General features: G+C 63.8%; 5 protein-coding genes. 4 read left to right on the top strand and 1 reads right to left on the bottom strand.

Going from position 1 to position 15,885, the window contains the following annotated elements:
- Positions 1 to 46 precede the first annotated feature (46 nt).
- Genes IB255_RS30860 through IB255_RS23405 form a run of 3 tightly spaced genes read left to right on the top strand, consistent with a single transcriptional unit; the run spans position 47 to position 9,258 of the window.
- On the top strand, positions 47 to 7,252 hold the full coding sequence (locus IB255_RS30860; RefSeq protein ID WP_225594986.1) for an MBG domain-containing protein: 7,206 nt from the start codon (positions 47 to 49) through the stop codon (positions 7,250 to 7,252).
- A gap of 2 nt (positions 7,253 to 7,254) precedes the next feature.
- Positions 7,255 to 9,003 carry a ShlB/FhaC/HecB family hemolysin secretion/activation protein gene (locus tag IB255_RS23410; protein WP_192210913.1) on the top strand — a complete coding sequence of 583 codons (1,749 nt, stop codon included), beginning with the start codon at positions 7,255 to 7,257 and terminating at the stop codon, positions 9,001 to 9,003.
- A gap of 48 nt (positions 9,004 to 9,051) precedes the next feature.
- A complete protein-coding gene (locus IB255_RS23405) occupies positions 9,052 to 9,258 on the top strand; it encodes a hypothetical protein (protein WP_151186913.1) in 207 nt (68 codons plus the stop codon).
- Between the two features lie 6 nt (positions 9,259 to 9,264).
- On the opposite strand, the gene IB255_RS23400 is transcribed toward IB255_RS23405, so the two are convergent.
- Positions 9,265 to 10,986: a response regulator gene (locus IB255_RS23400; RefSeq protein ID WP_192210912.1), complete on the bottom strand. Its 1,722-nt coding sequence runs from the start codon at positions 10,984 to 10,986 to the stop codon at positions 9,265 to 9,267.
- Positions 10,987 to 11,140: 154 nt separating this feature from the next.
- Here IB255_RS23400 and IB255_RS23395 point away from each other — a divergent pair, with 154 nt between their 5' ends.
- Positions 11,141 to 15,685 (top strand): autotransporter outer membrane beta-barrel domain-containing protein, encoded by a 4,545-nt coding sequence (locus IB255_RS23395; protein ID WP_192210911.1) that lies wholly within the window; start codon positions 11,141 to 11,143, stop codon positions 15,683 to 15,685.
- The last annotated feature ends 200 nt before the right edge of the window (positions 15,686 to 15,885 follow it).

The raw sequence follows: 15,885 nt of genomic DNA, 5'->3' as shown, positions 1-15,885 counted from the left end.
CTGACCCGATGCTTGCCCCATAGCCCTCTCGCTATGGAGCAGCATCATGAAAGACCTACCCTCGCACACCTCTTCCCACGGCACCTGCCCCAGCCGGCTGCACATCCTGTGCATCGCCGTGGCGCTGGCCGGCGCCGGCATCCCCTTGACCGTCATGGCCGGCGACGCCCTCCCCCAGGGCGGCAGCATCATCTCCGGCAGCGGCAGCATCAGCCAGAACGGCAACGAGATGACGGTGAACACGCAAAGCGCGCGCACCGCCATCAACTGGCAGCGCTTCAGCGTTGGCGCAGACAACCGCATCACCTTCAACCAGCCCGACGGCAAGTCCGTCACCCTCAACCGCGTCGTCGGCAGCGACCCGTCGAAGATCTATGGCGCGGTGACCTCCAACGGCCAGCTGATCCTGGTGAACCCCAACGGCGTCTGGATCGGCCCGAAGGCACATATCAGCTCCAGCGCCCTGGTCGCCAGTGCCGGCTTCCTCACCGAGGAACAGGCTAAACAGTTCGCCGAGAGCGGCAAGCTGGACATCCAGCTCACCGGCAACGTGACCAACCAGGGCCGCATCACCGTGCATGACAACGGCATGGTCGCCCTGCTAGGCGCCCAGGTGAACAACGCCGGCGTAATCCAGGCGCGCAAGGGCATGGTGCAACTGGCGACCGGCCCGCAGGCGACCCTGGACTTCCACGGTGACGGCCTGCTGAACATCGCCGTGAGCGGTGAGCCCGGCGAGAAGGACAGCGTCAACCCGGACGTCACCGGCGGCGTACACAACAGCGGCGAAATCGACGTCGGCAACGGCACCGTTGCGATGAGCGCCGCCCGCGCGGCCAAGCACCTGGATTCGGTGATCAACGTCGGCGGTAATGTGCTGGCCGACTCCGTCTCCACCGACGGCGGCACCGTGGTGCTGGGTAATTCGGCGAAGACCAACGTCACCGGCAGCATCAGCGCCACCGGGGTCAATGGTGGACAGATCAAGGTACTGGGCGACGAGGTGAATGTCGCAGGCTCCGCGAAGATCGACACCAGCGGCACCCAGGGTTCTGGCGGCAAGGTGCTGGTAGGTGGCAGCTATCAAGGCAAAGGAACCGAGCAGGCGGCGAAGAACACGACCGTGGCCAAGGGCGCCCAGCTCAAGGCCGACGGCAAGACCGATGGCGGCCAGGTAGTGGTCTGGAGCGACGGCAAGACCCATTTCGCCGGCCAGGCAAGCGCCAAGGGTGGCCAGCGCGGCGGTGTGGTGGAAACCTCCGGCCAGCAGCTGACCGTCACCTCCGACGCGAACGTCTCCACCAAGGGCAGCACGGCTGACGGCACCTGGCTGCTGGACCCGGCCACGGTCAACATCGAGGCGACCGACACCGATGGCAGCGGCCAGGGCTCGGTGGCTGCCAGCGCCATCGTCAACGGCCTGGCTCAAGGCAATGTGACGATCTATGCAACTGACACCCTGAACGTCAACGCCCCGATCATTGCCACCAACTTCGCGACCGTTAACAACGACGGGCGAACCAGCAAATCTACTCTCGCCCTGATTTCCTCAGGCAACGCAGGTACGGTCTCCGCCTATACCGGGACGGACAAGACCCGCACCAGTGGTGCAGTCAATATCCGTGCGCCGATCCTGCTCAAGGATGGCAACCTCTACATCAGCGCCACGGGGGACATCCGGCTGATCGACAACGCCGGAAGCGCCACGGGGGACGCGGCTTACAACAAGCGCGCGATCATCGATGTCGGTTCCGGTGTGGCCTGGCTGAAAACCGGCGACACCGCATCGATCTTCCAGGACAACAACACCGCACTGATCGGCGACAAGGTCGCCCTGGATGGGGCGAGCGTGCGCATGGAAAGCGGGCTGAACTACGCCGGCACACTGGCAGGCCAGGCCAGCAACGGTATCTTCCGCTTCACGCAGACAAATGCCACTGGCGCTGAACCCATCACTACCGACACCGTCACGGCGCCCTACACCGGAGAGCAATTGACCGGGGTGAAGGCCTACACCCTATCTGTGGTTGGTTCGCAGAACATCACGTCCTATCAACACGCCAATGAAACCTATCGCAGTGTGACCCTCAGTGCTGGCGGGCAGCAGTTCGATTACATCATCTTCGAGGCCACCAGCTATACCGGGCGTGATGGGAGAACCATCAGCCCCGCAACCCTGCTCACCTATCTGGACAGCTCAGACTACCTGGTCAATGGGCTCAGCTTCAGAGACACCAACAACGTCCAATGGCAGTTCATCCCGGATGGCACGAAGGATGGCCTGACCAAGGTTCTTCGCAACGGCGTAGAAGTGAGCGCGCCAGTGGGTTTCTCCCTGTCTGGCGTGGGTGGCGTAGCAGTCGCCGGCACCACTTCGGACTCTTCGAATAAACCTTACTGGGGTGTGCTCGGCGACTACATCCCCGGCGCCCAGCTGCAGGCGGAAATCCAGTACAACGAGCAGACCCAGTCCTCCCAGCAACTGGCGATCAAGCTGGGCTCCACCACCACCTCGGTGCTGGCGCAGATCGGCTGGTTGATGAACGACGGCAGCAACACCACCAACGATGCCCGTTACGAAAACGCCAAGGTGCAATTCCTCAGGACGCAGGACAGGACTGCACAGAACGTCCAGATCACCTCGAACAAGGCTACTGTCACCGCCACTCCGGCTGATGCCAGTCGCACCTATGGCGATGCTAACCCACCGCTCTCGCAATCCCTGACCGAGAACACCCAGGCTTCGAAAGTCAGCGGCATCGACAACTACGTCGACCGGATGCTTGGGCGTACCGGCATCACTCAGTCTGAGCCCACTACTGCGGCTACCCAGCAATCGAATGTCGGGCAGTACGACATCAAGGGTGGCCTGGCTGCCGGGTCGTTTGCGCAAAAACGATATGAACTCAACAATGGCACTGGGAAACTGACAGTGACCCCTGCTGAATTGACTGTCACTGCTAAAGACAAAGCCAAAACGTATGGCACTGTAGATCCGACATTAGATTATGAAGTAGCCGGCGAGAAGCTTGGACAGACTGGTGCTGATATTTTAAATGGCGGAGCACTAGCCAGGGAGTCTGGCGAGGATGTGACTCCTGGTGGATACGCCATCAACCAGGGTGGGTTGGGCTTAAACAACGGGCTAGGTGGAAACTACACCCTCAAGTTCGTTGACGGGAAGCTTGAAATAGTGCCTGCCGAACTTGTCATGCAGGCCGGAAATGAATACTACGTATATAACGGAACCACTCAGTCTGTTAATGGTTATGCTTATTATGGGCTGATTCCTGGTGACGAGGCTGTTATTAAGAATGTAGTCCTGTCGGGACAGGGCAGAGACGTAGGATCATATGTCACCAGGATCAATGGTGTGACATTAGATCCTTCGAAATCTGCAAACTACACTGTTCGGATTTTGGATGGCCTGCTTACTATCACTCCTGCTCCGCTGACTCTCACGGCCGGTAGCGCGCAATACGTCTACGACGGCATGTCGCACGCCGCCCCATGGTTCACTGCTCAAGGCCTCATGAATGGCGACACGATCAGAAATGATTCGGTAAAAATCTCTGGTCAAGGAACCAACGTTGGGTCTTATGTCAATCAGATTGAAAGTTTCAATCTTGATCCTTCGATAGCGCACAACTACTCAGTCTCGTTAATGAATGGTCAAATCACCATCACGCCAGCTGAACTTCGAGTTCGTGCGCTGGACGCCGGCAAGACTTACGGTGATGCTGATCCACTCCTTGAGTATTCTGTAGCCGGGCTTGCGCAAACTGACAGTCTGAGCAGCATTCTGAGTGGCTCCATTTCCAGAGAGGCTGGTGAGAACGTCGGTGCATATGGAATAAACAAAGGCACTCTTGGAATGACTGGAGAACTTGCGCAGAATTACATCCTTCACTTTGAGGACGGGGTATTCACTGTCACTCCGGCGACTTTGAAAGTGCAAGCTGATGGCATGACCAAGTTCTACGGCGATCTTGATCCAAAGCTGAGTTATCAGGTGACCGGCAACAAAGGAAATGACAAGGCAGAGGATCTGGTCAGTGGCCAGGTCGTCCGCGACGCTGGCGAGAACGCTGGAACCTATGCCATCAACCAGGGAACCGTGGGCCTCACGGGTGCCGCCGGGCAGAACTACATCCTCCAGTACACAGGCGGAGATTTCGTCATCACTCCTGTCTCCTTGCAGGTTGAGGCCAACTCGCATACCAAGGTTTATGGAGACGTTGACCCAGAACTCACCTACAAGATCAGCGGCCTGAAAAACGGCGACCAGGAAGCTGATGTGGTTAGTGGCACCCTCACCCGCCAGACCGGGGAGAATGTCGGCAACTATGGCATTGGGCAGGGCAACGTAGGCCTGACAGATGCAGCATCAGGCAACTACATCTTCACCTTCGTCGATGGCCAATTGGCAATCATCCCGGCCAAGTTGACCGTACACGCCAAGGACGATGGAAAGGTCTATGGCGATGCCGATCCGACCTTCTCTCATGTGGTCACTGGGTTTAAGGGTACTGACACAGAGTCTTCCGTACTCAACGGTGGTTCCGTGGCCCGTCAGGCTGGCGAGAACGTGGGGAGCTACGGCATCGGCCAAGGCACTCTGGATCTCAATGGCGGTGTTGGCTCGAACTACATCCTGGACTTCAAGGATGGCGTGTTCACCATCTCCCCCGCCACGCTGACCGTCACCGCAGATGGCAAAACCAAGGTCTATGGTGAGGCTGATCCGACCCTCAAATACCGTGTCGATGGCCTGAAGGGCAATGATGTCGAAGCTGATGTGATGAACAGCGGCTCCCTGGTTCGCCAGGCCGGCGAGGACGTCGGCAACTACGGCATCAACCAAGGCTCTGTAGACCTCAATGGTGGGGCCGGGAAAAACTATGTCCTGCACTACGAGGCAGGCACCTTCTCGATCACCCCGGCGACTCTGGTGGTCACTGCAGATGGCAGCACCAAGGTCTACGGCGACTTTGACCCCAAACTGACTTACTCCGTGACCGGCATGAGGAACGGAGACACCGAGGATCAGCTGGTTGCAGGCAGTGTGGTCAGAGATGCTGGCGAGAATGTCGGCAGCTACGCCATCCGCCAGGGTGACGTCGACCTCACCAGCGGCAAGGGTCAGAACTACGTACTGAGCTTCGCCAACGGCACCTTCACGGTGACCCCGGCCACCCTCGAAGTGACTGCTGACAGCCACACCAAGGTCTATGGCGATTTAGACCCGACTCTCAGCTACACCGTGACCGGATTCAAGGGTTCTGACAGCGAAGCAAATCTGGGCCTGAGCGGTGACCTTTCTCGGGCTACCGGCGAGAACGTTGGCAACTACAGCATTGGCCAAGGCAACCTTTCGGTAGGTGGGGACAGCAACTACGTCCTCTCCTTCGTCAATGGCAACCTGGCCATCACCCCCGCCACGTTGACCGTCAAGGCCGATGATCAAACCAAGGTCTACGGCGATGCAGATCCTCTCCTGAGCCATGTGATTACCGGCTACAAGAACGGCGATACGGAGGCATCTGTTATTAAAGGCGCCATAGGCCGTGAGGCCGGCGAGGATGTCCGGGCCGGCGGTTACACGATCCACCAGGGCAGCCTGGGCCTGAACAACGGTCAGGGCAGCAACTACATCCTGGAGTTCGAGAACGGTACGTTGCACATCACTCCGGCCCAGTTGAACGTCACGGCGAACAACGACGGCAAGGTCTACGGCGAACTTGATCCGACCCTGACCTTCAAGGTCGATGGCCTGAAAGGCGCTGACAAGGAGACAGAGGCTCTGGCCGGCCAGCTAGCGCGCCAAGCCGGCGAGGATGTGAAGGAAGGCGGCTATGCCATCAACCAGGGCACCCTGAGCCTGACCGGCAAGGCTGCTCAGAACTACATCCTCACTTACGACAGCGGCACCTTCACCATCACTCCCGCGACCCTCATGGTGCGCGCCGATGACAGCACCAAGGTATATGGTGAGGTCGACCCGACGCTCAGCTACCAGGTCACTGGGTTCAAGCATAGTGATGACAAAGCCTCCGTGCTCAGCGGCAACGTGGCTCGCCAGGCCGGCGAAGATGTGAAGGCCGGTGGCTACGCCATCGGGAAAGGCGACCTGACTAGCACCACCCAGAACTACATCCTCCACTACGAGGAAGGCACCTTCACCATCACCCCGGCGTCGCTGCAGATCGACTTCGACGACCACTCCAAGGTCTATGGCGAGATCGATCCAGCGCTCACCTACCGGGTGAATGGACTGAAGAACGGCGACACGAAAGAGTCGGTCATGAGTGGCCAGGCCTCGCGGGCGGCCGGCGAGAACGTCGGCAACTACGTCATCGGCCAGGGCACAGTAGGAGCCAATGGCAACTACATCCTGACCTTCAACGAAGGCAAGCTGGCGATCACCCCCGCCGAGCTGACCGTCACCGCCGACCACAAGACCAAGGTCTACGGCGACCTCGACCCGACGCTCACCTACAGCGTCAGCGGCCTGAAGCACGGCGACACCCAAGCCTCGGTCACCACCGGCAGCCTGGCGCGCATCTCCGGCGAGAACGTCACGCCCGAGGGCTACGCCATCACCCAGGGCAACGTGACCCTCACCAGCGGCAACTACCGCATGGTGTTCAGGGACGGCAACCTGCAGGTCACTCCCGCCCCGCTGGTGGTCACTGCCGACAACCAGAGCAAGATGCACGGTGCGGCTGATCCGACGCTGACCTGGAGCGTCAGCGGCCTCAAGGGCACGGACCAGGCCTCGATCGCCCAGGGCTCGCTGCTGCGTGCTCCCGGCGAGGACGCCGGCAGCTACGCCATCAGCCAGAACCAGGCCTTCAGCGCCGGCAACAACTACAGCGTCAGCTTCAGGGACGGCGCTCTGACCATCACCGGTCCGCTCGCCCCGGTACCGCCGGAGCAACCCGGCCTGCCGCCGCTGCCGATGACCGCGCAGTCCCCCGGCAACGCCCGCTGCACCGCGCTGGAGTCGCCCTCGGCGGCCTCGGCCAACTACTCGGTGTCCCCCGCCGTGGTGCGCAGCTACGCCGTCCAGCTGGTGTGCAAACCGCGCTCCTACCAGGGCAAGGCCAGCACGACGGCGGACCTCAGCGACGTACTCACCTACGCCAACAGCCTCTTCAAGGACGGCCACTTCATCGTCCCCGAGGCCAAGCGCAGCGTGATTCCCCAAGACCTCAAACCCACTAGCAGCACAATCAAGGGAGGGAAATAGCCATGAAAGGCATTCCTTCGAAACTGCACATCCTGGCGGTCGCCGTGTGCTCCGCCCTGTTGCTGGTCCAGGCCCCGGCGTTCGCCGGGCCGCGGGCCCAGCTCGACCCCGGCCGGGTGGAAATTCCCCGCCCCGACGGCGGCCGTGAAAGCTCCACGCAGATGCCCTCGACCCTGCAACTGCCGGACACCGTGGTCGTCCCCGAAACCGAAGGCCCGCCAGCCGAGATGGTGGTGAACCCCAACGACACCACGCGCTTCCAGGTCGACAAGGTGATCATCCGTGGCACCACGCTCTACGCCCCCGAGGCCTTCGCGTCGCTGACCGCGAGGCTCGAAGGCCACCGCGTCACCCTCGGCGAAGTCAACGCGGTGGTTGCGCAAATCACCCAGCGCTACCGCCAGGCCGGCTTCCTGCTGGCCCGCGCCTACCTGCCCGAACAGCGCCTGGAAAACGGCGAACTGCTGATCCAGGTCTTCGAGGGGCGGGTCAACGAAGTGAAACTGCAGGGCGACAGCAACAAGGCCGTGCAGCGCTACGCCGACAACATCCGCCAGGAAGTGCCGCCGAAAAGCGCCACACTCGAGCGCAACCTGCTGCTGATGAACGACCTGTCCGGCCAGCAGAGCCGTGCCACCCTCGCCGCCTCGCCGGTGGAGCAAGGCACCGACCTGATCGTCGAAAACCAGATCCGCAAGTACGAAGGCTTCTTCGGCTTCGACAACCGCGACAGCCGCTACTTCGGGCCCTGGCAGGTCTACGGCGGGGTCGGCGTCAACGACCTCACCGGCCGTGGCGACCACCTGGGCATCCGAGCCGGGCGGTCGGTAGAAGGCGACAAGATGACTTTCTTCGAAGGCCAGTACGACTTGCCGGTGGGCGGCGAGGGTGATGTGGTGAGCTTCCTCGCCCAGCACAACGACGGCCATGCCGACACCTACTCCTTCCTCGACGCCAATAGCTCCGGCGATACCTTCGCGGTACGCATCACCCGTCCGTGGGTCCGCCAGCGCGACCAGACCTTCAAGACCTCGGCGGCCTTCACCTGGTACAACGGCAAGTCGGAGTACCTGGACGATCCGCACAACCCGCCGTCCAGCGACGACCGCCTTCGCGCCATCCGCCTCGGCGCCAGCTACGACTTCTTCGACGGTTTCGGCGGCAAGAACCTGGTCAAGGCCGAACTGAGCAAGGGCCTGAAGATCATGGGCGCCAGCCAGGAAGACCGCGCCAACCCGTCCCGCGAGGGCGGCAGGACCGACTTCACCAAGCTGCAGGTGGACGCCCAGCGTCTGCAGGACCTTTCGAAGATCATCGACGGCATGAATCTGTACATTGCCGGTACTGCACAGACCTCGTTCGGCCAGACGCTGCTCTCGCCCGAGCAGTTCGGCGTCGGCGGCAGCGAGTTCGGCCGTGGCTACGACCCGTCGGAAATCACCGGCGACAAGGGCTTCGCGGTGAAAGCCGAGCTGCAGTACAACCGCCTCCATACCTTCCGGGATTACGCCGTACCGACCCAGTACTACGCCTTCTGGGACTTCGGCAAGGTGTGGAGCGAGGAGCCGAACTGGATCAGCAGCGAAAGCCTGTCCTCCACCGGCTTCGGCGCGCACCTGCAGGTGTTCAAGGACACCTACGTCTCGCCGGAGGTCGCCTTCCCGCTGACCCGCTCGGTCTCGGCCAAGGAACTGGACGACGACAACGGCAAGGCGCCGCGTTTCTACCTCAACTTCCTCAAACTGTTCTGAACCACGACGGGCGGCCGCCTATCCGGCCGCCTCCCCCCGGAGGTTTCCATGTCACAGCAGAACCTGCGTACGCTGCGCAGCGTACGCTCCACCGCCTTCAACAACGAAGTGGCCGCCGAACTCCTGCGCGAGCTGGCGCCGCTGATCGCCAACCAGGAACTGAACCGCCGCATGCGCTGCGCGGCCCGCCAGCTGCTGCTGGACGCCGAGGCCCTGGAGGACGCTTACCAGCAGATGAACGAACGGCAGCACTGAGTCAGCTCAGATGACCAGGGGCAGGTCGAATTCCAGGCGCAACAGGCCTTCGCCCTGCTCGCCCTCCAGCTGCGACAACTCCCCATGGAACAACAGCACCATCCGCTGTACCCGCGCCCGCGCCCAGCTCGCCGGCTCGCCGGTGTCCACGAGCCTTGCCAGGCACTGCCAGGGCGACACCTCGATACGCAGGCGCAGGAGCCCTTTTAGATACCGCCAGTTGCTCAGCTGCAAGCGGATCGTTGCGTGGTCCGGGTTACGTGGCACCGCCTCGATCAAGGCTTCGAGCAGCTGGCGGTAGTAGCCCGCGTCGATCCAGACCTTCCTCAGGCTGAGCACCCCCGGCCCGAGATCCAGCCGGTAACCGGCGGCCTGCAGCTCCGCGCGCTGGGGCTGCAGGATTTCCTCGGTGAGCCGGCCCAGTTCGTGCGCCTCACTGACCCGCTCGGCCACATGGTGCTGCAGGTCGAGCAGGGCATCCAGCTGGCGCAGGCTCGCCAGCATCGACTGCAGGCCCCCGCGCGAAGCCTCCAGTTCAACGTCCGCCAACGTGACCACGTCCTCTTCGCCGGATCGCCGCACGGAGGCATCGAGCCCACCGAGCTGTTCACGGAAATCCGCCACGATCCTGGCCAGCAGGTTGGTCTTCAGATGGCTGCGATAACGGCTCTCGAACAGGCCGCTACGCAGCTCCGCCAACTGCTCGTCGCGCTCGTCCAGGGACAGCATTCCACCGAGCATTCCCAGCATCCGTCCATCCGCGGAGCGATGCGGCACGCACCAGGCGAAGTAGGTGCCGACGATGGTCGAATCATCCAGCGATATTTCCTCGGCGATCGGCTCCTCGCGCAGCACCGCCTCGCGATAGCGCTGCGCCGTGCGCTCGCGCAACGATGGTGACAGCCAGTGGGCATCCTCGAAACACCCGCCACGGACTTCCTCGAAAGTCCTGCCGACACGGTTGAGAAACGGGAGGTTGCACAGCAGCAGGCGGCTATCCATATCCCGCACGAACATGGGGTTGGGCGTAGCATCGAGCAATGCGCGCAGCAGGCCCAGCTCATGCTCGAGCTGCGGATCGGCCGGCGCCACGGTCGTCCCTTCCGCGGCCAGCAGCCCGAGGCTCTGCGCCACCTGCAGCAACTGCACGTCACTGCTGACATTGAGCTTCTGGTGCAGGCGCATCTTGTAGGTGCTGATGGTCTTGTAACTCAGGCTCAGCTGGTCGGAAATCTCCTTATTGGAGAGCCCCCGGCCAAGCATTTCCAGAACCGTCAGCTCGCGGCCGGAGAGGCGTTCCAGCTCCGCCCGGCCATCGGCGTCGGTCGCCTTCGGCCCTTGCGTGGCTCCGCGCGGGAAGTAGCTGCGCCCGCGCAGCACGGCGGCCAGCGCCTTCTCCAGCTCGGCGGCCGGCTCGTCCTTGCCGACGAAGGCATCCGCGCCCGCCTGCAGTGCACGGCCGGCATAAACCTCACGCTCCTGCGCGCTGAACACCAGCAGGCGCACGCCATCCATCGCGGCGCGCAGGCGACGCAGCACATCCAGGCCGCCCAGGCGCGGAATCGCCAACTCGATGATGACCACGTCCGGGCGCCGTTCGCGGCAAAGCGTCAGCGCATCCTGGCCGTTGTCCGCCTCGCCGATCACCTGGTGCCCGGCACGACTGACCAGCGCGCGCACCCCGTCACGGAGCACCGGCTGGCCGTCGACCAGCAGGATGGTACTCATTCCCTGTCTCCCTCCTTGCTTGTCCCGCTACCAGCGTAGACCAGCCCTGAAGGCGGGAGTCACTCCTACAAGCTGATGACAGCGGCTCCGACATTCACCAACGGACGCTCCCCGGAGACTGGCGGCAATTTTTCCTTGCCTCCTGGAGGCTGCCATGAAAGCCAACCAGCCCTTCCTTTCCGGTCTCAGCCACTCCCGCCTGGCCCAAGCCATCAGCCTCGTGTTGGCCAGCGCCTTCGGCCTGCGCATCATCCGCGCCGAAGCCGAGGACAACGTCGCCGAGACCGATTCCGAAGACCTCAACCAACCCTCCGAAGCCGGCGTGCTCTTCGACCCGCCGCATCCCTCCTACCTGGACATCGCCTTGCAGGCCGCCCTCGAAGCACCGCAAGCCTTCGCCGGCGTGGGCCTGCTGGGCGCCCCGCCGCCGATCAGCGTGACGCTGGCCGGCAACGCCGGCATCGTCAGCGGCGACCATGCCGATACCACCATCCGCCTGGCCGCCGCCAACACCAGCGGGATACGGACCAGCGGCAACGGCAACCTGGGTTATGCCGGCGGGCGCATCGAAAGCAGCGCCACCAGCGCGGCGGCGGCCAAGGGACAGACCGCCGTGCACGTCGCTGCCGGTGACACCCTGCGGATGACCGGCAGCAGCATCGCACTCGATCCGAAGACCACCGCCGGAGTCGCCATCACCGCCAACGAACTGACCGGAATGAAGATCGACGTCAATGGCGAAGCCCGCCTGACCGATACCGACATACTGGTCGGCGGCGGCGCCAAAGGCACCAACAACCGCGGGGTGGTGGTCGACGGGGGGCAGTTGGAGATGTCCGGTGGCTCGGTCATCACCCAGTCCTGGGGCGCGGTCGGCCTGTCACTGGAAAACGGCGCGAGCGCCAGCCTGGACGGCGTCGCCATTGCCACCAGCGGCGCGCGCAACAGCAGCACTGGTGGGGCCCACGGCATACAGGTGGGTGGCGGCAGTTCGCTGTCCGCCGAGGGAATCGACGTGACCACCAGCAACGGCTCCGCCTATGGCGTACGCGCTGACGACGGCGCCCAGGTCCGCCTCACCGACAGCAATGTAAGCACTGCCGGCGGCTATGGCCATGGCGTGCTGGCCGCTGGCAGCGCTACCCAGGTCGCCATCGACAGCAGCGAGATAGTTACCACTGGCAAAGGCTCAGTGGGTATCTGGGCGCGCGATGGCGCCCAGGTGGACCTGGCCGGCACTGAAATCCGCACCAGCGGCGCCGCGGTGTCTGTCGCCTCGCCGGTGGACAATGAAAATCCCTTGAGCCTGAGTCACGGGCTATTGGCGACGGGCGCCAACACCCGCATCGAGGCCGATGACGCACTGCTGAACATAGGCGGAGGCAGCGCCAGTGCCGCCCGCGCGGAAGACGGCGCGCACATCAGCCTTGGACACAGCGAGATCAACGTCAGCGGCAATGCCACCAGCACCACGACGACGGCTGTCCTGCACGCTACAGGTGGAAGCACCATCGAAGCCGCTGACAGCAACATCCTCAGCACTGGCAGCAACGTTGGCGGTGCACGCGCAGAAGGCACCGGCAGCAGCGTCAGCCTGAGTAACGGCAGTGTCTCGGTGCACGGCACCGGCAGCGTCGTCAACCCGGCCGCCGGGGCGCGGGCCATGGGCGGCGGCGCGGTGAGCCTGACCGACATCGCGCTGGATGTGCACGGCATCAACTACGGCCATGGTGTGTCCATCGAAGGTGCCGGCTCCACCGGCAGCGTGGCAAATTCCAGCATCGCGGTCGACGGCAATCGCGCCATCGGCCTGAACGTCACCGGAGGCGGCCACGCCACCCTCGACAACAGCAGCGTCTCGGTCGACGCTCAACCCGGAGGCGCCGGGCCCTGGTCCCCCGGAGTACTGGTGGAAGGCGCCGGCTCGACGCTGAAGATGACCACCAGCGATGTGCGCACCACACAGAAAACCAGCTACGGCGTGCAGGTGCGCGAAGGCGCCGATGTTGTCGTGGAACACGGCAGCGTCACCACCTCCGGCAACTACTCCACCGCGCTGGGCGCCGGCAGCTCCTCCTCCGCAGCGCCCGGCTCGACACTGACCGTCAACGACGTGACCGTCACCACCCACGGCAACGACAACGCCATGGGCATCATCGCCGACCTGGGCGCCACCGTGACCGTCCACGGCGGATCGGTCACCACCACCGGCAGTGGCTCGCCAACCGCCGGCAACCTCACCTTCCCCCACGGCCTGGCAGCGCGCAATCCCGGTGCCTTGCTGATGGCCGACGGCACCAGTGTGCGCACCACGGGCTCGCAGGCTTACGGCGCGGCGGTGGACGACGGCGGCAGCATGATCCTCGATAACCTCAGCGTGAAGACCGAGGGCGAATACTCCGTCGGCCTCTACGCCGGCATCGGCTCGATCAAGCCCGGCGCGGTCAGCCTGACGGCGGACCACGTCAGTGTGGAAACCCTCGGCGACCATGCCACGGGGGTGCTGGTCAGCCGGCAGTACAAGGACGATAGCGCGACACTGGACCTGAGCAATACCAGCGTCGCCACCCACGGCATCCAGTCCCACGGGCTGCGGGCCGAATCCGGCGCTGCGCTGAGCGCACTCAACAGCACCGTCGCCACCACCGGCGAACAGGCCCTCGGCGTGCTGGCCAGCAATACCGCCAGCGTGCAGCTGGACAATGTCAGCGTCGGCACCAGCGGCGCACTGGGCCACGGCGTGGTGGCCAAGAATGCCGGCAGCGTCGATGCCGAGCGCCTCGTGGTCAACGCCACCGGCGATCAGTCCGCAGCCCTCTATGCCCAGGGCACCGATGCACAACCGGGAAGGATCAGCATCGACCACGGCTCGCTGAGCAACCGCGACGGCGCCACCATCGCCACTGCCGGTGCCGCCGATATCGCCCTCAGCCATAGCCTGGCAAGCGGTAGCGGCCAGTGGCTGAGCGTCGACGAGGCGATCGCCAGCGACGGCAACAGCATCCCGGACATGGGAACCGGCCAGTGGCAAGGCGTGGGCAAGAGTGAGGCCGCTGCCGGCAATGCCCGCATCGATCTCTCGACCTCGCTGGTCAGCGGCTCGGCGAAAACTGCCACGGGCAGCCATTCCGATGTGACCCTGCGGGACAGCAGCCTGTGGCAGCTCACCGGTGATTCCAACCTGAGCAGTCTGACCAACAGCGCCAGCCTGATCGACTTCAGCGCTGACGGCGGCTACAAGAAGCTCACCAGCAACGACTACCACGGCGCCAACGGCACCCTCGCCCTGAATACCTACCTGTACAAGGACGACTCACCCTCCGACCAATTGGTGATCGACGGTGGCAAGGCCGACGGCGAGAGCAACCTGCTGATCAGGAATGCCGGCGGTCCCGGCGCCCTGACCCAGGGCAACGGCATCAAGGTGGTGGACGCGGTGAACGGCGGCACCACCGAGACGGATGCCTTCCGCCTGCTCAACCGGGTCAAGGCCGGCCCCTACGAATACACCCTGCACCGGGCCAGCCTGGACGACAGCAACGGCGAGGCCTGGTACCTGCGCTCGAACCAGGAAGCGGCGCCGGTCGATCCGGTCGATCCGGTTGATCCTGTTGGTCCGGTTGATCCTGTCGGCCCGGTTGATCCCACGACACCGGTGACACCTGTCGAGCCGGTCGCGCCGGAGCGTTCGGCACCGTCCTCCCGGCCCAACTACCGCGCCGAAACCTCGCTGTACAGCGCCCTCCCCGCCATGGCGCTGAACTACAGCCGCGCCCTGGTCGACACCCTGCACGAGCGGGTCGGCGAGGAACGCCGTAACGTCAACGATCCGTTGCCCAGCGAGGAAGTGGACAGCTACGGCCCATCCCTGGGCTGGGGCCGTCTGATTCACCAGAAAGGCTCCGACAAACTGGGCAATGGCGCGGACTACGACTACCGCATCCAGGCCTTCCAGGTCGGCGCGGACCTCTACCGCAGCGAAGACACCGACGGCAGCACCGACCAGGCCGGGCTCTCGCTGCAGGCCGGGCGGATCAAGGGCAGCGTCGACCACACCGATGGCCAGGACGCCGGCGACGACACCCTGCGCTCCTACGGCATAGGCGGCTACTGGACGCACTTCGGCCCGGAAGGCTGGTACCTGGACGGCGTCGTGCAGTTCAACCGCTTCGACCTCAAGGCGCGCGCCAACGACGCCGGTTCGCTGAAGACCCGCGGCCACGGCATCACCGCCTCGCTGGAGGCTGGCTACCCGTTCAAGCTCGACTCCGACAAGACCCTGCACGTCGAGCCGCAGGCCCAACTGATCGTCAGCAAGCTGAAACTCGATGACAGCCACGACGACGCCGCCGACGTGCGTTTCGAAGATGTGGATTCGCTGACCGGCCGCCTGGGCGTGCGCGTCGACAAGGACTGGTTCCGCGAGGACGACCACGGCAAGCAACAGCGCACCAGCGTCTGGGTCCGTCCCAGCCTGTGGCACGAGTTCAAGGGCAAGGCCAAGACCGAGTTCTCCTCGGCGGACGGCTACATCCCCTTCGGCACCGACATGGACGGCAGCTGGGGCGAACTCAACCTGGGCGTGGACTACCAGCTCAACGACCGCACCAGCGTCACTGGCTCGCTGGGCTACCAGCGCGCCCTGGACGGCGACGGGCGCAGCTACGAGGGCATCCTGGGCTTCAAGGTGAAGTTCTGAAACTCGCCAAGCCCATGCCCGGTCCGCAAACAGGATCGTAGGGCGCATAACGCGCCAGCGTTATCCGCCGACGCGGTATCGGCGGATAACCCGTTCCGGGTTATGCGCCCTACGTGCTATGCCCGCTTCTGGTCCGTAGACAGGACCGCAGGATGGGTGGAGCGCAGCGATACCCATGCTGCTGGCGCAGGGATCGATGG

This window comes from Pseudomonas sp. PDM22, assembly GCF_014851965.1.
GTDB lineage: Bacteria > Pseudomonadota > Gammaproteobacteria > Pseudomonadales > Pseudomonadaceae > Pseudomonas.
The sequence above is the reverse complement of the archived record's forward strand: the minus strand, read 5'-3'. Positions and strand labels throughout refer to the sequence as shown.

Excerpts from the sequence above, each read along its gene's own strand:
- IB255_RS23405 (WP_151186913.1), top strand. The coding sequence starts at position 9,052 with ATGTCACAGCAGAACCTGCGTACGCTGCGCAGCGTACGCTCCACCGCC.
- IB255_RS23400 (WP_192210912.1), bottom strand. The coding sequence starts at position 10,986 with ATGAGTACCATCCTGCTGGTCGACGGCCAGCCGGTGCTCCGTGACGGG.
- IB255_RS23395 (WP_192210911.1), top strand. The coding sequence starts at position 11,141 with ATGAAAGCCAACCAGCCCTTCCTTTCCGGTCTCAGCCACTCCCGCCTG.
- IB255_RS30860 (WP_225594986.1), top strand. The coding sequence starts at position 47 with ATGAAAGACCTACCCTCGCACACCTCTTCCCACGGCACCTGCCCCAGC.
- IB255_RS23410 (WP_192210913.1), top strand. The coding sequence starts at position 7,255 with ATGAAAGGCATTCCTTCGAAACTGCACATCCTGGCGGTCGCCGTGTGC.